The sequence below is a fragment of the Alloalcanivorax marinus genome (assembly GCF_016906305.1).
In the GTDB taxonomy this organism is placed as follows: Bacteria; Pseudomonadota; Gammaproteobacteria; order Pseudomonadales; family Alcanivoracaceae; genus Alloalcanivorax; species Alloalcanivorax marinus.
Genome location: NZ_JADDOL010000009.1, coordinates 79185 through 95840 on the forward strand (window position 1 = coordinate 79185; position 16656 = coordinate 95840).

A 16656-nucleotide genomic window follows, 5' to 3' on the forward strand; every position below is an offset into this window, starting at 1 on the left:
GCAGCTTTCATGGACGCAGTTCGGGCGGCGGTGGCGCCGGCAAGCGCGGTGGCGGTGCCACCAGGGCGGGACGCGGACGCCGGGTCAGGGCCGGCAGGGTGGCGGTGGCCGGCGGCGCCCGGCGCAGGTGCTCGGGCAGCACCGACAGCCGGCACTGGTCGCCGGGGCGCCCGCCGGGCTGCTTGTGCACGGTCACCGTCAGCTCGCCGGGGGCCGGGCAGTCCAGGGCCAGCCGCAGGGGCGCCGGGCTGGGCTGGCGCGCCGCCCGCCGTGGCCGGGCCAGCATCAGCAGGCAGCGGCCCTGCTGGGCGCCCAGATGCAGCCGCCGCAGGGTGCCGGTGGGCAGGGCGCCGCCCGGGGCCCACAGCAGCAACAGGCTGAGCGCGTCGCTGGCGGCGGCCTCGTAGCAGGCGCGCAGCAGCCCGTCCCGCTCGCCGCGCAGCACCAGAAGCTGAGCCAGCGGCACCCCGGCCCGGGCCAGGGTGTCGGCGCTGGGCCGTTCCGGGGGGTTGGCGATCAGCCGCGCGCCGGGCTCGTCACCGGCCAGCAACGGCAGCACCAGATGCAACAGGGGCGGGCAGGGCAGTGGACACAGCAATTCCACCAGGCCGTGCCGGGGCCAGCCGCCCAGGCTCAGCAGCCGGTCCAGGGCGGCGAAGCCGGTGGGCCGGCCGCCGTGGGCGGCGCCGTCGGGGTCGCGCCCCCACCAGGTGTCCCGGCGGGCGAGCAGTTGTTGCAGAGAGGCGGAGGACATCAGGAAAGACACTCGGATACTGTACATAAGGACAGTATCCGAGATGGCTTCCGCCTGCAAGGTGAAGGCTTGTGGCCATGTCCCCCACGGTCAATCCGTCCTGTGCGGGTAAACATATTGTATTCCCCGGGACGGTTGAGTAGCTTCAAAGGCTTGTTTCCGAGCGCCGAGAGACCCCATGACACCACAACACCGCGCCCGCCGTGTCGCCGCCGTTTGGCAGCGTGGCCTGAGCCGGCGCCGCTTTCTGGCCTGGACCCTGGCGGGGACCGCCGGGGTGGCGGCGGTGGCCGCCGGTGGCTTCGCTTTGCTGCGCCGTTCGCCGCTGGACGAGCAGGCCAAACCCGCCTGGGCCGAGGGGCTGAGCCGCCAGGAATACCATCTGTTCGACCGGGCCCGGGTGGCGCTGCTGCCCACCGAGGGCACCGACCTGCCGGGCACCGACCAGGTGCCGGTGGTGGCCAATGTGCGGACCACCCTGGGCTATATGGCGCCGCCGTTGCGCGACCAGCTGGCCACCGGGCTGAGCCTGTTCGACAACGCGGCGGTGGTGTTTCACGGTCGTCGTTTCGTGGACCTGGACCCGGCCACCGCCCGCGACTATTTCGACGCCTGGAGCCGGGGCAACGCGATCCAGCGCACCCTGGCCACGGTGATCAAGCAACTGGTGTACAGCGCCTACTGGAGCGACCCGGCCACCTGGCCGCCCATCGAGTTCGACGGGCCGGTGTCCGAGCGGTGGGGGCTGGCCTATCTGGGTAACGCGCCCCTTCCTGATGAAGGGCCGAATGAAGAGCCCGGCAAAGAGCGCACGGAGGAAAGCACATGACGGCAACGCAAAACGGCCAGCCGCTTCGAGCGTCCGGCCTGGCGGTAACCCGCGCCGAGGATGTGCGCGAGTCGCGGCTGACCCTGGACGCGGACGTGGTGATCGTCGGCTCCGGTGCCGGCGGCGCGGTGACCGGCTACGAGCTGGCCCGGCGCGGCAAGAAGGTGGTGATTCTGGAGGCCGGCCCCTACATCCCCTCCAAGGACTTCACCGAACGTTTCACCCACAGCCTGGAAACCCTCTATCAGGACCACGGTGGCCAGACCAACAAGAGCGGCGATCTGCTGGTGCTGCAGGGCGCCTGCGTGGGCGGCTCCACGGTGGTCAACGGGTGCGTGTGCTTCCGCACCCCGGACTTCATTCTGGAGGACTGGCGGCGGGATTTCGGGCTTGCCGAGCTGACCCCGGAGGCGATGATCCCGTACTTCGAGCGGGTGGAGCGCAACCTGGCGATCCACGAAAACGGCGAACACGAAATCGCCCGGCACGGCCGGCTGATCCGCGCCGGCGCCCACAAACTGGGCTGGTCGGTGAAGCCGTTCAAACGCAATATCCGCGACTGCGCGCTCACCGGCCACTGCCTGTCCGGCTGCAAGACCGAGCGCAAGCAGTCCATGCTAGTCAGCTATCTGCCCTGGGCCAGCGCCCACGGCGCGCGCATTTTCGCCGACACCCGGGTCACCGAGGTGCTGGCGGAGAACGGCCGGGCCCGGGGCGTGCGCGCCCAGGTCACCGGCCACGACGGCGCCAAGGTGGCGGACCTGACGGTCAACGCGGAGCGGGTAATCCTGGCCGCCGGCGCGGTGCAGACGCCGCTGCTGCTGCTGAAAAGCGGCCTGGCCAACAGTTCCGGCCAGGTGGGGCGCAACTTCGCCTGCCACCCGTCCTTGTACGTGTCCGCCCGCTACCCGGAACCGGTGCACCCCTGGCGCGGCGCCATGCTGGGGGTCTACGTGGACGAATTCCTGCACCCGGACAAGGGCGGCTTCGTGCTGGAGGACGGCGGCGCCGGCCCGGTGGAACTGAGCATGACCGCCGAGCCCGGCAGTGGCGAACCGTTCATGACGTTCATGCGCGACAGCAAGTACCTGGCCGGGCTGGTGACTCTGATCCACGATCACAACGTGGGCACCATCCGCTGGGAAGACGGCCAGAAGGTGATCGACTACCAGCTCGACAACGCCGACTTCCCGTCCATGAAACGGGCCCTCAAGGCCGCCGCCCGGCTGCACCTGGCGTCCGGCGCCGAGGAAGTCTATGTGCCGTCCAGCGACCGCCGCGTGATCCGCTCCGAGGCGGACATCGACCGCGCCGTGGACGGCCTGGAAAACGCCCCCCAGCATCTGCGCATGGTCAGCTACCACCCCCAGGGCAGCACCCGCATGGGCGCCGACCCGGCCACCAGCGTGGTCAATGTGGACGGCGAATGCCATGACGTGAAAGGGCTCTATATCGCCGATGCCGGCCTGCTGCCCACCTCGATCATCGTCAACCCGCAGGTCACGGTGTATGCGCTGGCCACGCGGATCGCGGAGAGGATGGTCGGTAAGGGTTGATCGCGACGGAAGCGGAATGCCGCCCAGTCGCTCCTACGAAAGAGGGCGAGGTTACTGCCCGCGCGTGATGACGACCCGATACACCTCCCCGGGCACCCGGTAGCGCAGAATGTCGCTCTCCCGGGCCAGGCAGGTGCCGTGTTGGGGGTTGAGGCGGCACCAGCGCACCTGCTGGTCCACGCTGGGGGGCACGCTGAAGCGGGTCAGGTAGTTGTCGCCGGCGCGCAGGGCAATGAACAGCTGGTTGGCCTGCCAGCCGCAGCGGGGGTCGTTGAACAGGTCCAGGGCCACCCGGAACACCAGGCTCTGGCCCCGCCGCTCCGGCGTCACCAGGGTGCCGGCCTGGGTCACCGGGCATTCCGGCTTGCCGGCCCGGTAGACCACCTCCACGCGCACCTGCTCCGGCGGCAGCGGCGGGTCGATGCGCAGTTGATAGGCGCGCAGATCCCGGGGGGCCGGGTTGGGGCTGGGCTGATAATCGCCGGCCGGCGCGGTCACGCAGCCGCCCAGGGCGAGGGCGGCGGGCAGAACACCGGCGAGCAGGGCGCGGGGTCCCATGGGCGTCTCCTGTGGGCTGTCAGTCGTCGTTGTCGCCGTTCTCGAAACGCGCCGAGAAGGCTTCCACGAAGGCATTGCGCAGGATACCGAAAAGCGCCGCCCAGGTACCGGTTTCGCTTTGCTCCACCTGGCCGCTGATCGGCACCCGGGTGGCGAACTGGTCCTGGCGCTGGTTCTTGAACAGGGTCTGCACGGCGCCGGCCAGGGCTTCCCACAGGCCGCCCAGCACCGAGCCGTCCGGTCCGCTCACGTCCTGGCGCCAGTCGAACACGTCCAAATTCTTGAGCAGCGGTTTCAGGTAGCCGTCCAGCTGGCCGTCCCGGGCGCTCAGTTCCACCACCAGATCACCCTGGCCGGACTGCACGTCCAGATTGGCGTAGGCGCGGCTGAAGTCGTTCAGTCGGGTCAGGTCCACGTCGGTGACGCGCAATTGAAAGTCGAAGTCGCGCAGGTCGCTGAACGGGTCGAAGGCGGCGGAGGTTTCCAGGGGCGCCTCGCCGAGCACCCGGGCGCGCGCCTCCAGCGTGGCCACCCGGGTGCCCTGGCTGTCGCGGGTGTTGGTCAGGTTGGTGACCCGGGCATTGACATCGGTGGCCTCGATGGCCACCGGTGGGTCCGAATGATCATTACGGAACACCAGACGCCCGTCCTCCACGCGCACTTCGTTGAGGGTGATCGGCACCAACTGCTGCAGCCGCGCCCGCCAGTCGGTGCCGGCGCCGGTCTGATCGGCGCCCTCGTCGCCGCCGTCCACGAAGGTCACGGTGGGCCGCTCGAACAGTACCCGCGCCACCAGGGCGTGGTCTTCCCACAGGGCCCGCCAGCTCACCGCCAGATCGATGGCCGGGGCGTCCAGCAGCGGTTGCGGCACGGCGCCGTCCACCCGCGCGATGGTAAAGCCCTCCAGCCGGTAGGCGCCGCGCCACCAGGCCAGGTCCACGTCCTCGATATGGCCCCGGTAATCGCCCATGTCGGCCATCTGCTTGTTGAGGTAATCGCGCACCAGCCAGGGCAGCGCCAGGTGCAGCACCAGCAGCAGGGCGACCAGGGAGAGCAGAACGGTGAGAGCGATACGGCGACGTCGTGTCATGGGCAATGCCTGTCCTTGTGCTATGCGAACGAGGAGCGGCGTTGGCCGCGATCCCGGGTTATCATCGCGCACCCGCACGATTTTCGCGAGGACTGTGCATGAGTGAAAGCAAAGCGCGCCCGCTGCGCGACGAATTCGGCTATCTGTGCCCGGTGGACAGCCGCTGGGCGGACAACGACATCTACGGCCACATCAACAACGTGGTGTATTACAGCTATTTCGACTCCACCATCAACCGTTACCTGATCGATCACGGTGGACTGGACATCCACGATGGCGAAGTGATCGCCTATGTGGTCAGCTCCGGGTGCGACTATTTTGAGGCCGCCGCCTATCCGGACGCGCTCTGCGTGGGCCTGCGCGTGGACAAGCTGGGCAACAGTTCAGTGCGCTATGGTCTGGCGTTGTTTGGGGAGGAGGGCGCCGCCAAGGCGCTGGGGTTCGTGGTGCACGTGTTCGTGGACCGCGCCAGTGGCCGGCCGGTGCCGATTCCGGAAACGTTGCGCGCGGCGCTGGCGGCGTTGAGCAAGGCGGATTAGCGCGACTGCCGCCATTCGCTGGGGCTGACGCCGAAGGCCGCCTTGAAGGCGCGGCTGAAGGTGGCGCTGTCGGTGAAGCCGTAGTCCAGAGCGATGTCCAGAATGCCGCGGTGGGCGTTGTCCGGCGCCGCCAGGGCCTCGCGGATGGCGTCCAGCCGCACCTGGCGGATAAAGCGGCCCGGGGTGAGCTGGTGCTCTTCGAACAACCGGTACAGGGCGCGCCGGGACACGTGCAGGGCACCGGCCAGTTCGTCCGGGCTGAGCTCCGGATCGTCGATGTGCGCCAGCACATGGCGGTGGGCCACGTCCAGGCTGATGGCGCCGCCGGCCCGTTCCGGGGCGGAGGCGCCGTGCAGCAGCGCGGACAACATCATCTGCACCGCCTGGAACACCGGGCTGGCGCTGCCGCCGGGGCCGTCCGGCTGATCCATCAGCGCCATCACCGCGGCCAGGGCGGCGCGGGCGGTGGTGCGGTCGTTGAGCGTATGGGCGCAGACCCGCTGGCTGAGCCGTTCCCAGCCGGGAATCGCCTCGTAGGGCAGCATCAGCACGGCCAGCTGGGCGTGGTCCTGCATGGCCAGCTGGTAGGGGCGGGCGGTGTCGCAGATGGTGACGTCGCCGGTATTGAGCAGGGTTTCCCGGCCATCCTGTTCCACGGCGGTGCGACCGTTCTGCTGCCACATGACCTTGAGCAGGCCTTCCTCGGCGCGGCGCGCGCCCAGGCCGGTGCGGCGCACCCGGCAGGAGTCGGAGCGGATCACCGCCACCGCCCGGTGGTCGAAGTTGCACAGCTGCACGTCGGCGCGGAAGTCCTGCTGCTTGTTGGCGCTCATCTCCAGCCAGGGGAAATTGCAGTTGACGAAGTTCTGCCAGGGGCGAAAGCCTTCGATCACCTGATGGCCGGGCGAGGGAACCGGGTTGTGACTGCGTATTGCCTGCACGGTGCTCTCCGTTAGGCTGTGGGCCGTTAGGCGACGGGGCCGTCAGGCGATGGGGTCGTTCGTGTGACATGCACGGTGCGTGCCTGTCACGAAGCGGCCCGGGCCGGCCCGTTATTATTCGACTGAGGTCGAATATAACAGATTGAAGGCACCGGACAACAAAGGCGCCGGCTCGCCCGGCACGCAGCGTCAACATCTTTGCACCCGCTGCCATGCGGGCGCGGCGGGCGGCGGCGGACAATGCCAGGATCAGAAAAACCGACATCCTGGAGGCATTCCGTGACAGCTCAGCGAGGACACTTTATTGCCGGACGCGACGTTCCGGCTTCCGACGGCGCCACCATGAAGGTGGTCAGCCCGGCCAACGAGACGCTGCTGGCCGAGGTGGCGCGCGGCACCACCGACGACGTGGACGCGGCGGTGGCCGCCGCCCGCGCCCAGCTCGACGGCGGCGACTGGAGCGCCCTGTCCGGGGACCAGCGCGGCCAGCTGATCAACCGGCTGGCCGACCTGGTGGAGCGCGACGCCGACCTGCTGGCCGACCTGGACGCCTCCTGCATCGGTCGCCCGGGCATGGAGCCGCGCCTGCTGGATCTGCCCAACACCATCGCCACCCTGCGCACCTGCGCCGGCTGGGCCGACAAAATCGAGGGCCGCACCATCCCCACGCCCGGCTACATGGGCACTCCTACCCTGTCCTACACGGTGCGCGAGCCGGTGGGCGTGGTCGGCGCCATCACCCCCTGGAACACGCCGTTGATGATCACCAGCTGGAAGCTCGGTCCGCTGCTGGCGGCGGGCTGCACGGTGGTGATCAAGCCCTCCGAGGAAACGCCCCTGTCCGCCCTGCATCTGGTGAAACTCTGCCAGGAGGCCGGTTTCCCGGACGGCGTGGTGAACGTGGTCACCGGCGAGGGCGCGGTGGTGGGCGAGGCCCTGTGCGTGCACCCGGACGTGGACAAGATTTCCTTCACCGGCAGCCCGGAAGTGGGCGCGCGCATCCAGACCACCGCCGGCGCCCGCTTCAAGCGCGTGGCTCTGGAGCTGGGCGGCAAAAGTCCGCAGATCGTGTTCGAGGACGCCGACCTGGACGCCGCCGTGCAGGGTTGCGCCATGGGCATCTTCTTCAACAGCGGGCAGGTGTGCGCCGCCGGCAGCCGCATTCTGGTACACAACAGCCGCCTGGCGGACTTCGCCGAGCGCCTGGCGGCGGTGGCCGAGGGCATTCAGGTGGGCGACCCCTCCGCCGGCGAGGTGCAGATGGGGGCCCTGGCCAGCGCCGATCAGAAGGCCAAGGTGGAGGACTACATCCGTCGCGGCGTCCAGGAAGGCGCCAAACTGCTCAGCGGCGGTGAGATGCCCACCGACAAAGGCTGCTATGTGCGGCCCACGGTGTTCGTCGGCGGCAACGATCTGAGCATCGCCCGGGACGAGATTTTCGGTCCGGTGGCCACGGTGATCGGCTTCGACGACGAGGCGGACGCCATCCGCATCGCCAACGATACCCGCTATGGCCTGGCCGCCACCCTGTGGACCGGCGACGTGGGCCGCGCCCACCGGGTGGCCCGGGCGGTGCGCGCCGGCGCCATCGGCATCAACGGCTGGGCGCCCATCGACGCCCACCTGCCCTGGGGCGGCATGAAGTCCAGCGGCATCGGCCGCGAGGGCGGCCTCAGCGGCGTGCTGGCCTACACCGAGGAGAAAGTGATCACCGTCGTTACCGGTTGATCCAAGGTCCCTCCACTAAAAAGCCCGGCTCAGGCCGGGTTTTTTTTGCTTTCAACTCCCATAAAAAACCCCGGCCGGAGCCGGGGTGGCACAACGCTACAAGGTGCGGGCAGCGTCAAAAACCGAAGGCGACGATCAGCTGGGTGTAGAGGTTGTCGTCGTCGCCGCCGAGCTGGGTGCCGCCATCGGCGGCGGAGGCGTCCGGCTGGTACAGGCCGATCAGCGGGATGATCGCCAGGTTGGCGGTGACGCCCCATTCCGCGTACAGGTCGAACTCGCGGGCATCCAGATTGACGCCAGCGTCCTGGTCCAGGGTGGCGAAGTCGTAGGCGAGCAGGCCGATGGACAGGTTTTCCCGGGGCGTGGCGCCGAGAGCGATGTTGTGCACCTTGGTATTGGTGTTGAACGGGCCGGCATAGTTGGCCGCCACTTCACCCTGGAACCAGGTGCCCAGGCTGCGGCCGTTGCCGTAGAACAGCGGGTCGAAGCCCTCGGAGAAACGGCTGTAGCGATAATGGACGCTGGGCTGCCAGGGCGCGTCGGCGAAGGTCCAGCCGGCTTCCAGGTACCAGGCGTCCTCGTCGCCCTGGTCCTGATCCTGCCAGGCGTATTCGCCGGACAGGAACAGATTGTCCACGCCGGCGTCGCCCTGGTAGCGCAGGCTCCAGGTTTCCTCGCCGTCCCGTTGTGGATACAGAAACGCGAAGTCTTCCTCCACATCGTCCACCTTGATGTAGGTGAGGCCGAAGGTGCCGGCGTCGCCCACGTGTTCCAGGTTGCCGACTTTCATGGCGGCTTCCGCCTGGGCCGGGTTGTCCGACTCGATCCACATGGCGTCGCCGCGCCAGCCGCTGTCGCCGCCCAGGCTCAGCACGGCGGTTTTGTCGAACGCCTGGCGGGCGGCCAGATAGTAGGCGCCGCCCCGGTTCAGGTCGCCGCCGGCGATGCCGTTGCCAAAGTTGAGGGCGTCGCCGGAGATCAGGAAGCCGTCGCCGATCTTGATGGCCTGGCGGCCGGCGGAGAACGCCAGGCCGTTTTCGCCCAGCGCCGGGAACAGGTCGCCGGAGCGCCAGCCCAGATAAGCGTCTTCCACATCGGTCTCGCGCTCGCTGCCGTCGCTGAAGCCGGCGGCGTCGCCGTCGTCCCAGGTGCCGCTGCTGAGCGCGTTGACGGCGCCGAACAACTGGCCGCCGCCGAGCTGCTGCTCCAGGGCCAGGCCGTATTTCAGGTAGCCTTCCTGCCAGCTGGAGGAGCCTTCGCTTTTGCTGCCGGCGGTGGCGTAGTTTTCCTGGCTGTGGAAGACGCCGCCGACGCCCTCGAGGGTCAGGTCCAGCCGGGTCTGGTCGTTGGCCACCAGTTCCAGCGCCTGGCTGTGCGCCCCCAGGGCGGTCAGTGAACAGGCAAGCAGCGCCCGTTTCACGGCTTTTGAGTAAGCGGTGATCATGGTTGTGTCTCCATTCAGGTGAAGCCCGCGCTGGCGGCGCGGGCGGCGGGATCAGCTCATCGGCTGTCTCCGTTGTTGTGGTTGTCGTGGGGCATGCCGTCGTGGATGGCGATGCCCTGGTCGCGCATGCGCTGGATCAGCCGGGCGCGGGTGTCGGGCAGGTTGTGCAGCCGGGTGGCGCGGATGCGCGCCACTTCGGCGCCGGTGTAGGGCGCCGCGTCTTGCGGGGTGCTGGCGCCGGCCATGCCGTCACGGGCCAGGATCCAGTTGAGCAGCTCGGCGAGCTGGTCGTTGTCGAGCGCCGCCTGGGCCACGCCGGGCACCCGCACCAGAAATTCCCGGCCGCCCTCCACGCGCAGGAAGTTGCCGACGAACCCGGTCATGCGCGGCACGTCGTTGCGCGGCGCCCCCTGGCCCTCGGGCAGGTGACAGCCGGCGCACTGCAACTGGTAGTTCACCGCCGGGCTGTAACCGGCCCGGGACAACGGAATCTGCGGTTGCTCGTTGCCCGGCGCCGGCGTTTGCGACGGGTCCGGCATGGCCCGGGCGTGGACGCCCGGGGCCGCGACGGTGGTCGCCAGCAGGACGGTGAACAGCAGGCCAGGTCGCATGCGTCTCAACCGGCCTTGGCCACGCCGCGGATCACCGCCACGGTGCAGTTGTAGACGTTGGCGTCGGCGCCCAGGCACCAGTTGATGTCGTTGTTGTTGAACGGCCGGTACATGGGTTCCTCGCTGTCGTTGCGGGTACAGGCGCACTGGGCGCAGCTGTGCTTACCGCAGCAATCGTTGTAGGAAATGATGTAGTCGATGCCGTCCGCCGGATTACGGCAGGTGCCCACCCAGGTCACCTCCGAGCCCTGGGTGCCCGGCGGGCAGCTGTTCACGGTGCCGCCACAGCAACTGCAAAGAAAGCCGTCCACGGAGCAGTAGCGCCAGTAGTCACAGCTGGTGGGGTCACCGGGGTCGCCGGCTTTCGGCGATTCGGCGGCCAGTGCCTTGGCGGTGCGGTCCACCGGCAGCAGCACCGGCATGGCGGCGCCGGCCACCAGGAAGGAGCCGAGGCGGCCCAGGAAGCGCCGCCGGGAGGTGGTGCTGGCCACGTGGCGCGTGGAGCGCTCGAAGAATTGATCGAGGAATTTCATGGTCAGGCGCTCCCTTTTTCGGTGGGCAGGTTGTCACCGGGATGGTGAATGTGCGGGGCCTGGCCACGGAGATAATCCTGCAGGGTGGCGGCGCCCAGGAATTCGGTTTCGAACAGGCTGTCCAGGTGCTCCCGGGAGTTCACCAGGCCCTTGGCCTTGAGCGTGCCTTCGCGGTCGATCAGCACCGCGTAGGGCAGTTTGCCGATCTGGTAGGTCATGCCCACCTGCGGGTCCACCACGTAGTGGGAACGCTCCAGTTTGAAGTCGGCGATGATCTTGTCCTGCTCGGCCATATCGCCGTCGCTGACGTAGATCACCTCCAGGTCGTCCCGGGAACGCTCGATGGCGCGCACCGCCGGCAGCAGGGATTTACAGATCGGGCAGGTGGGCGACAGGAAGAACAGCATCTGCGCCCGTTCGCCGGAGTAGCCCACGTTCACCGGGCGGCCCTGGCGGTCCTCGGCGGTCAGTTTCGGCGCCGGCTGATTCACCGCCACGCCCTTGTCCACCATCAGTGCCCCGGCCGGGGCGATACGGGCGTGCAGCACGCCGATCTGGCGGATCAGGCCCACCACCACCAGGGCCATGGCGATCAGCAGACACCAGAGAAGTACATTGGAAACGATCAAGGCTTGCATGGAAGTCCCCTTATTGTGTGTTGGGTTATCGTCCGGACAGACCGAGCAGACGCGGCTGGTTGGCCAGCCACACCTCGATCGCCGCGTACAGCAAAACGGTCACCGCCGTGGCGGCCAGTACCACGAAGCCGTCGAACACGCCCAGCGCGCGGGGCGCGGCGGGGGCGGCGGCCATCAGGGCCAGCCCGGCGAGCAGCAGGTTGCGCAGCAGCAGCCGTGGATGCAGCGGCTGCGGGGCGCCGGGGCCGGCGCAGCCGCAGTCCAGATCGCGGCGGCCCCGGCTCAGGTTGATGCCGATGGCGGCGGCGTACAGCACCACCAGGGCCAGCGCCGCCAGGGCCGCCGGGCCGCGCGTGGCGGGCCACAGCAGCGCCAGCGCCAGGGTGCCTTCCAGCAGCGGCAGGGCGCGCGCCGCCGGGCCATGCAGGGCGCCGGGCAGCAGCCGGTACTCGGCCACCTGGCGGCGGAACCAGGCCGGCGCGCGCAGCTTGTGGCTGGCGGCGCTGGCCAGGATCACCGCCAGGGAGACGGCGCCGGCGGCGGTCAGAATCGGGTCCAGGCTCATAGCGCCTCCTAGTGGGTGATGACCAGGGTCGGGGTCTTGCTGACGCCGTCCATGGTGTCCACGTATTCGCCCTTGGTCAGGTCGAAGATGTCCAGGCCGCCTTCCACGTTGGTGCCCAGCAGCAGCGGCTTGTCGTCGGAGGTGGCGTTGAGGCTCCACACCAGGCTGGGGGTCTCCAGGGTGCCCACCTTCTTGTGGGTTTTGAGATCAAACGCCCAGATGGTCTGGCTCGGGTCTTCCCATTTGTGCGGGGCGTGATCCGGATGCATCAGCACGTACAGACGGTTCAGCGCCGGCGCCACCGCCATCAGCTGCCAGCCGCCCGGGGCCCAGCCGTCCTGGCGTTCCTGCTCGGTGGTCAGCCACCACTCGGGGAGCTTTTTCGGCTTCTTGCCGGACAGGTCGACGCCGCGCACCCGGCCTTCGGTGGTCACGAAGTAGTAGGTGTCGCCGTCCCCGGCGGCCCGCTCCACCAGTTTTTCCTTCTCCGGGTCGAAGAAGGGGGTGGCGTTGCGGTCCACTTCCTGGCCGCTGTCGTCCAGGGTGATCATCTGCAGCTTGCCGTCGCCGCACAGGGACGCGAAGCGACGCTTGCCCACCGGGTAGTTGAGAATGCAGCCGGGAATGGCCAGCTCGTTGACCACCTCCTGCTTTTGCGTGTCCACCACGGTCACCGAGGTGGCCGGCGTGAAGTTGTAGATGTACACGAAGCGATCATCGGCGCTGGTGCTGAGGCCGTAGCGCTCGGTCAGCGTGGAGGCGCGCTTGGTGGGGATTTTCACTTCCCACTTCGGCGACAGGCTGGAAGTGTCCCAGGCGGTGAGCACATCGGTGCGTTTACCGCGCACATAGCGCTCGAAGAAGATGTCCGCGGTGTACACGGTCTTCTGGTCGTGGGACAGCACCGCCGGCGCCGCGCCGCCGGTGCTGAGCATGCCGAGCACCTTGCGCTGGTCCGGATCGACCACCACCACCCGGGTGGCCACCATGTTGTTGAATTCGAAATCGACGATGTAGCTGCGGTGCGGGTCCGGCGGGAACGGCAGGGTGGTGTTCTGCCCGAGCTTTTCCACCGGCAGTTGCGCTTGGGCGGTGGCGCTCACGGCCGCCGCCGCCAACAGCAAGCCCGTGCACAGGGGTCGTGAAAGTCGCATAGCTGCTCCGGTTGTAGGTGTGGTTATGGGCTGAGTGTGTGCCTCGCCGCCTCGGGTTGCATGGTTCTGAGTGCCAACCGCTTGTTATTTCTTGCCAGGGATGGGCCGCCGGGACCGGCTGGCACTGAGGGTCAACAACTTTGCACTCGCTGCCGGGCCCCGGGCGGACGGGATCATCGAGAATGTCCCGAGCCCTCCCTCAAGGGGCCGGACCGCACAACAACAATAGCGAGGACCGACATGACCACAACCCTTCACGCCGGCGCCCGGGCGCTGGCCGTCGCCTGCCTGCTGCACGCCTGCACCTTCTCCGAACAGGCTTCGCCGCCGCCCACCGGGGCGGCCCTGGATGCCACCCGGCTCAACGCCGCCGCCGGCGAACCCGGCAATTGGATGACCCACGGCGGCACCTACGCGGAGCAGCGTTTCAGCCGCCTCGACCGGATCAACCGGGACAATGTGGGCCGGCTGGGTCTGGCCTGGACCTACAAGCTGGACATCGACCGGGCGGTGGAGGCCACGCCCATCGTGGTGGACGGCGTGATGTACACCACCGGCCCGTTCAGCATTGTCTACGCCCTGGACGCGCGCAACGGCGAACTGCTCTGGAAGTACGATCCCGGGGTGGCCAAAACCCGCGCCCGGGACGGTTGCTGCGGCCCGGTGAACCGCGGCGTGGCGGTGTGGAAAGGCAAGGTGTTCGTGGGCGCCTATGACGGCCGGCTGATCGCCCTGGACGCGGCCAGCGGCAAGCCGGTGTGGAGCGTGGACACGCTGATCGACGCCAACCGCAGCTACACCATCACCGGCGCCCCCCGGGTAGTGAAGGGCAAGGTGCTGATCGGCAACGGCGGCGCCGAGTTCGGCGTGCGCGGCTACATCACCGCCTACGACGCGGAAAGCGGCGAGCAGGCCTGGCGCTTTTTCACGGTGCCCGGCGATCCGGCCCTGCCGCCGGAGAACGAGGCCATGGCCCGGGCCCGCGACACCTGGTTCGGCGACCAGTACTGGAAGCTGGGCGGCGGCGGCACGGTGTGGGATTCCATGGCCTATGACCCGGAGCTGGACCTGCTCTATATCGGCACCGGCAACGGCAGCCTGTGGAATCGCCAGGCCCGTTCGGCGGGCAAGGGCGACAACCTGTATCTGAGCTCCATCGTGGCGCTGCGCCCGGAGACCGGGGAGTACGTGTGGCACTATCAGACCACGCCCGGCGATCAATGGGACTTCACCGCCACCCAGACCATCACCCTGGCGGACCTGGAGATCGGCGGCGAAACCCGCCAGGTGCTGATGCAGGCGCCCAAGAACGGGTTCTTCTATGTGCTCGACCGGCGCACCGGCGAACTGCTTTCCGCCGAACCCTACGCCCCGGTGAACTGGGCCGACGGGGTGGACCCGCGCACCGGCCGGCCGCGCATCAATCAGGAGGTGGCGGACTGGAGCCAGGGGCCCCGAGTGCTGGTGCCCGGCCCGCTGGGCGCGCACAACTGGATGCCCATGGCGTTCAGTCCGGACACCGGCCTGGCCTACATTCCGGTGCAGGAAGCGCCGGCCCTGCTGGTGCCCGACAACGAGGCCACCTTCAAGGGCCGGGGGCGCTTCCAGGTGGGCAGCCAGCCGGTGGAACTGCCCGAGGACCCGGCCACCCTGGCGAAGACCGTGGCCGCCTACAAGGGCCGGTTGGTGGCCTGGGACCCGGTGGCGCAAAAGGAAGTGTGGCGGCAGCCGTTCCCCAGCATCTGGAACGGCGGCGTTCTGGCCACCGCCGGCGGCCTGGTGTTCCAGGGCAACGTGAACGGCAAGGTGGCGGCCTACGGCGCGGACGACGGCGAACCGCTGTGGGAGGCGCCGGCCAACACCGGCGTGGTGGCCGGCCCGGTGACCTACGAAGTGGACGGCGAGCAGTACGTGACCTTCATGGCGGGCTGGGGCGGAGCCTTCCCGCTGGCGTTCGGCGGGCTGGCCTCCAACGCCAAGGTGGTCCCGGAGGCGCGCATTCTTACCTACAAGCTGGACGGCACCGGGACCCTGCCGGCGCCCCGGCGCGTGGCCCGGGCCCTGCCGGACACCTACCGGCGCTGACCGCCGACGCGGACACCCTGGACCGGGGCCGCGACCTGTACAACGACAACTGCGGCATCTGCCACGGCTTCAGCGCGCTGGGGGGCGGTGTGATCCCGGATCTGCGCTATCTGGATGAGCAGGGTCACCAGGCGTTTCCCGCCATCGTCGCCGGCCTCTACGCGGACAAGGGCATGCCGTCCTTCGCCGGTGACCTGAGCCTGGAGCAGGTCGAGGCGATCCATCAATACCTGATCAAACGCAGCGGCGATCTGCGGCGCGAGCTGCAAAGCGCCCCCTGAGCGCCGCCCACGGTCAGCGCGGCTGCCAGTGGGCGGCCGGGCGGGCCAGGCGGCGGGCCGCGTAGGCCGCCGGGTCGGCGGCGCCGTCGCCGTCGGAGAAGTACAGTTCGGCGACGAAATAGAACTCCTGGCCGAACGGAATGCGGTCCAGGGCGAAGCCCACATTGGGCCGCTGCCCGGGGAAGCGTTCCGGTTCGTCGTCCAGGGACGGGTCGTCCTGGTAGATAAAGCGGGCGCCGGTATCGAAGCCCTCGGCGAAATACAGCCGCGCCAGCAGATCGAAACCGTCGCCGGTGCCGAACCACAGCCAGTTGTCGGTGGGCACCGGGGTATCGACCATGGCCTGTTCGGTGTCGTCCAGACGGCCGTCCACACGGGCCTCCCTGTCGCCGGTCCAGCTGGTGCGCAGGCGCGCGCCGGTCAGGTTGTTGCCGTCCACGGTGGCCCGGGCGCCGGGTTCGCGCAGCACGGTGGCGGCGAAACCGGGCAGGGTCAGGCGGCTGTGCACCGCCACCGCCCGGTCGCGGACCAGAAAGTAGTTGTGCAGCTTGAGCACCGGCAGGCCGGCCACCCGCACCCGGGTGGTCACATAAGCGCGGGTGGCCAGGGGGCCGTCCACCACCTGGCGGATTTCCGGGTCCAGGTTTTCGTTGGTCAGGGTGAGGCGGGCGCCGGCGCTGAACACCCCGGCGCTGAGGCGCAGCTTGAGGCTGTCCAGCAGGTTCAGCGGCTGGCCGTCCGGGCCGGTGCGGCCGGCGTAGAAGAAATCCCCCCAACGGAACAGGTTGTCGTCCTCGAACGCCAGCTGGAACGCCGGGGTGCGCAGGGCCAGCGGCTCCCGTCGCAGGCGCTCGGGGGCGTGGCGGGCCGGCGGCCGCCGGGCCAGGGCGTAGAGGCTGCGGGCGTGTTCGCCGGTGCCCACGGTAAGCACTCCGAGCACCTCTTCGGGCAGTGGCGCGGGGGCGGCCCGGGCGGTGTCCGGCAGGTCCACCAGCAGGTGATCCTCGGCGGCGATGCGGTCCGCCGGCTGCGAGCGTTCGGCGTCGCCGTCCTCCTCGAACCAGGGCGCGCGGCCCTGGCTCCAGGGCAGCCACTGGTGGGGCAGGCTGACGAAGTCGCCGTCCCGGTACACCGCCAGATCCACGGTGGCCGGGTCGCGGCCGGCGAGCCCGGCGATGGCCGGGCCCTGCAGTTCGACGATGGCCGCCGTGGCCGGGGCGCCAAGCAGCGCGAGGGTGAGCAGCGTGAAAATACGAAGGAGGGTGAGCATGGGCATCCTGGCACCGGTGGTTCCGTTACCGGACAGGCTGAGGCAAAGCGCCGGCCCGGTCGAGGCCGGGCGGCGGGCGG

General features: G+C 69.1%; 17 protein-coding genes. 6 read left to right on the forward strand and 11 right to left on the reverse strand.

Annotated features, from left to right (window positions below; genetic code table 11):
* Nucleotides 1-7: 7 nt before the first annotated feature.
* Entirely contained in the window at nucleotides 8-754 is a 747-nt protein-coding gene (locus IM760_RS09710; RefSeq protein WP_204428710.1) for a hypothetical protein, read from the reverse strand.
* A gap of 178 nt (nucleotides 755-932) precedes the next feature.
* Between IM760_RS09710 and IM760_RS09715 the strand changes: the two genes are divergently transcribed.
* Nucleotides 933-1583, forward strand: a complete 651-nt coding sequence (locus IM760_RS09715; protein WP_204428711.1) for a gluconate 2-dehydrogenase subunit 3 family protein — start codon at nucleotides 933-935, stop codon at nucleotides 1581-1583.
* Nucleotides 1580-3139: an FAD-dependent oxidoreductase gene (locus IM760_RS09720; protein WP_204428712.1), complete on the forward strand. Its 1560-nt coding sequence runs from the start codon at nucleotides 1580-1582 to the stop codon at nucleotides 3137-3139. Before IM760_RS09715 ends, IM760_RS09720 begins: the two co-directional genes overlap by 4 nt.
* A 51-nt stretch (nucleotides 3140-3190) precedes the next feature.
* Here the strand turns inward: IM760_RS09720 and IM760_RS09725 are convergent, their stop codons facing one another.
* Together IM760_RS09725 and IM760_RS09730 are read right to left on the reverse strand one after the other, a co-directional pair.
* Nucleotides 3191-3697, reverse strand: a complete 507-nt coding sequence (locus IM760_RS09725) for a hypothetical protein (protein WP_204428713.1) — start codon at nucleotides 3695-3697, stop codon at nucleotides 3191-3193.
* Nucleotides 3698-3716: 19 nt separating this feature from the next.
* Complete coding sequence (locus IM760_RS09730) at nucleotides 3717-4787, reverse strand: DUF748 domain-containing protein (protein ID WP_204428714.1); 1071 nt, start codon at nucleotides 4785-4787, stop codon at nucleotides 3717-3719.
* A gap of 98 nt (nucleotides 4788-4885) precedes the next feature.
* Here IM760_RS09730 and IM760_RS09735 point away from each other — a divergent pair, with 98 nt between their 5' ends.
* Nucleotides 4886-5326, forward strand: a complete 441-nt coding sequence (locus IM760_RS09735) for an acyl-CoA thioesterase (protein ID WP_204428716.1) — start codon at nucleotides 4886-4888, stop codon at nucleotides 5324-5326.
* Here IM760_RS09735 and IM760_RS09740 read toward each other — a convergent pair.
* Complete coding sequence (locus IM760_RS09740; protein ID WP_204428718.1) at nucleotides 5323-6267, reverse strand: helix-turn-helix domain-containing protein; 945 nt, start codon at nucleotides 6265-6267, stop codon at nucleotides 5323-5325. The genes IM760_RS09735 and IM760_RS09740 overlap by 4 nt on opposite strands.
* Before the next feature lie 279 nt (nucleotides 6268-6546).
* Here IM760_RS09740 and IM760_RS09745 point away from each other — a divergent pair, with 279 nt between their 5' ends.
* The gene (locus IM760_RS09745; protein WP_204428720.1) at nucleotides 6547-7995 is read left to right on the forward strand and encodes an aldehyde dehydrogenase family protein; all 1449 of its coding nucleotides are present in this window, start codon (nucleotides 6547-6549) and stop codon (nucleotides 7993-7995) included.
* A 115-nt stretch (nucleotides 7996-8110) separates the two neighbouring features.
* Here IM760_RS09745 and IM760_RS09750 read toward each other — a convergent pair whose 3' ends face one another.
* From IM760_RS09750 to IM760_RS09775, 6 genes are read right to left on the reverse strand one after another with little or no spacing between them, the layout of a single operon-like run.
* Nucleotides 8111-9439, reverse strand: a complete 1329-nt coding sequence (locus tag IM760_RS09750; RefSeq protein WP_239549732.1) for an alginate export family protein — start codon at nucleotides 9437-9439, stop codon at nucleotides 8111-8113.
* Nucleotides 9440-9495: 56 nt separating this feature from the next.
* Entirely contained in the window at nucleotides 9496-10050 is a 555-nt protein-coding gene (locus tag IM760_RS09755) for a cytochrome C (RefSeq protein ID WP_204428722.1), read from the reverse strand.
* A gap of 5 nt (nucleotides 10051-10055) precedes the next feature.
* On the reverse strand, nucleotides 10056-10583 hold the full coding sequence (locus IM760_RS09760; protein WP_204428724.1) for a methylamine dehydrogenase light chain: 528 nt from the start codon (nucleotides 10581-10583) through the stop codon (nucleotides 10056-10058).
* Nucleotides 10584-10585: 2 nt separating this feature from the next.
* Nucleotides 10586-11221, reverse strand: coding sequence for a methylamine dehydrogenase accessory protein MauD (gene mauD, locus IM760_RS09765; protein ID WP_204428726.1), 636 nt, complete (start codon nucleotides 11219-11221; stop codon nucleotides 10586-10588).
* Nucleotides 11222-11246: 25 nt separating this feature from the next.
* Nucleotides 11247-11786 (reverse strand): MauE/DoxX family redox-associated membrane protein, encoded by a 540-nt coding sequence (locus tag IM760_RS09770; protein ID WP_204428727.1) that lies wholly within the window; start codon nucleotides 11784-11786, stop codon nucleotides 11247-11249.
* A gap of 8 nt (nucleotides 11787-11794) precedes the next feature.
* A complete protein-coding gene (locus tag IM760_RS09775) occupies nucleotides 11795-12940 on the reverse strand; it encodes an amine dehydrogenase large subunit (protein ID WP_204428729.1) in 1146 nt (381 codons plus the stop codon).
* 240 nt (nucleotides 12941-13180) lie between these two features.
* Here IM760_RS09775 and IM760_RS09780 point away from each other — a divergent pair, with 240 nt between their 5' ends.
* On the forward strand, nucleotides 13181-15025 hold the full coding sequence (locus IM760_RS09780) for a PQQ-dependent dehydrogenase, methanol/ethanol family (protein ID WP_204428731.1): 1845 nt from the start codon (nucleotides 13181-13183) through the stop codon (nucleotides 15023-15025).
* A gap of 17 nt (nucleotides 15026-15042) precedes the next feature.
* A complete protein-coding gene (locus IM760_RS09785) occupies nucleotides 15043-15306 on the forward strand; it encodes a c-type cytochrome (protein WP_275579277.1) in 264 nt (87 codons plus the stop codon).
* Between the two features lie 13 nt (nucleotides 15307-15319).
* On the opposite strand, the gene IM760_RS09790 is transcribed toward IM760_RS09785, so the two are convergent.
* The gene (locus IM760_RS09790) at nucleotides 15320-16576 is read right to left on the reverse strand and encodes a hypothetical protein (protein ID WP_204428733.1); all 1257 of its coding nucleotides are present in this window, start codon (nucleotides 16574-16576) and stop codon (nucleotides 15320-15322) included.
* Nucleotides 16577-16656 lie beyond the last annotated feature (80 nt).

What these genes read in the sequence shown, in the direction of transcription:
- IM760_RS09710 (WP_204428710.1), bottom strand. Translation starts at nt 754, where the DNA reads ATGTCCTCCGCCTCTCTGCAACAACTGCTCGCCCGCCGGGACACCTGG.
- IM760_RS09715 (WP_204428711.1), top strand. Translation starts at nt 933, where the DNA reads ATGACACCACAACACCGCGCCCGCCGTGTCGCCGCCGTTTGGCAGCGT.
- IM760_RS09720 (WP_204428712.1), top strand. Translation starts at nt 1,580, where the DNA reads ATGACGGCAACGCAAAACGGCCAGCCGCTTCGAGCGTCCGGCCTGGCG.
- IM760_RS09725 (WP_204428713.1), bottom strand. Translation starts at nt 3,697, where the DNA reads ATGGGACCCCGCGCCCTGCTCGCCGGTGTTCTGCCCGCCGCCCTCGCC.
- IM760_RS09730 (WP_204428714.1), bottom strand. Translation starts at nt 4,787, where the DNA reads ATGACACGACGTCGCCGTATCGCTCTCACCGTTCTGCTCTCCCTGGTC.
- IM760_RS09735 (WP_204428716.1), top strand. Translation starts at nt 4,886, where the DNA reads ATGAGTGAAAGCAAAGCGCGCCCGCTGCGCGACGAATTCGGCTATCTG.
- IM760_RS09750 (WP_239549732.1), bottom strand. Translation starts at nt 9,439, where the DNA reads ATGATCACCGCTTACTCAAAAGCCGTGAAACGGGCGCTGCTTGCCTGT.
- IM760_RS09755 (WP_204428722.1), bottom strand. Translation starts at nt 10,050, where the DNA reads ATGCGACCTGGCCTGCTGTTCACCGTCCTGCTGGCGACCACCGTCGCG.
- IM760_RS09760 (WP_204428724.1), bottom strand. Translation starts at nt 10,583, where the DNA reads ATGAAATTCCTCGATCAATTCTTCGAGCGCTCCACGCGCCACGTGGCC.
- mauD (WP_204428726.1), bottom strand. Translation starts at nt 11,221, where the DNA reads ATGCAAGCCTTGATCGTTTCCAATGTACTTCTCTGGTGTCTGCTGATC.
- IM760_RS09770 (WP_204428727.1), bottom strand. Translation starts at nt 11,786, where the DNA reads ATGAGCCTGGACCCGATTCTGACCGCCGCCGGCGCCGTCTCCCTGGCG.
- IM760_RS09775 (WP_204428729.1), bottom strand. Translation starts at nt 12,940, where the DNA reads ATGCGACTTTCACGACCCCTGTGCACGGGCTTGCTGTTGGCGGCGGCG.
- IM760_RS09780 (WP_204428731.1), top strand. Translation starts at nt 13,181, where the DNA reads ATGACCACAACCCTTCACGCCGGCGCCCGGGCGCTGGCCGTCGCCTGC.
- IM760_RS09790 (WP_204428733.1), bottom strand. Translation starts at nt 16,576, where the DNA reads ATGCTCACCCTCCTTCGTATTTTCACGCTGCTCACCCTCGCGCTGCTT.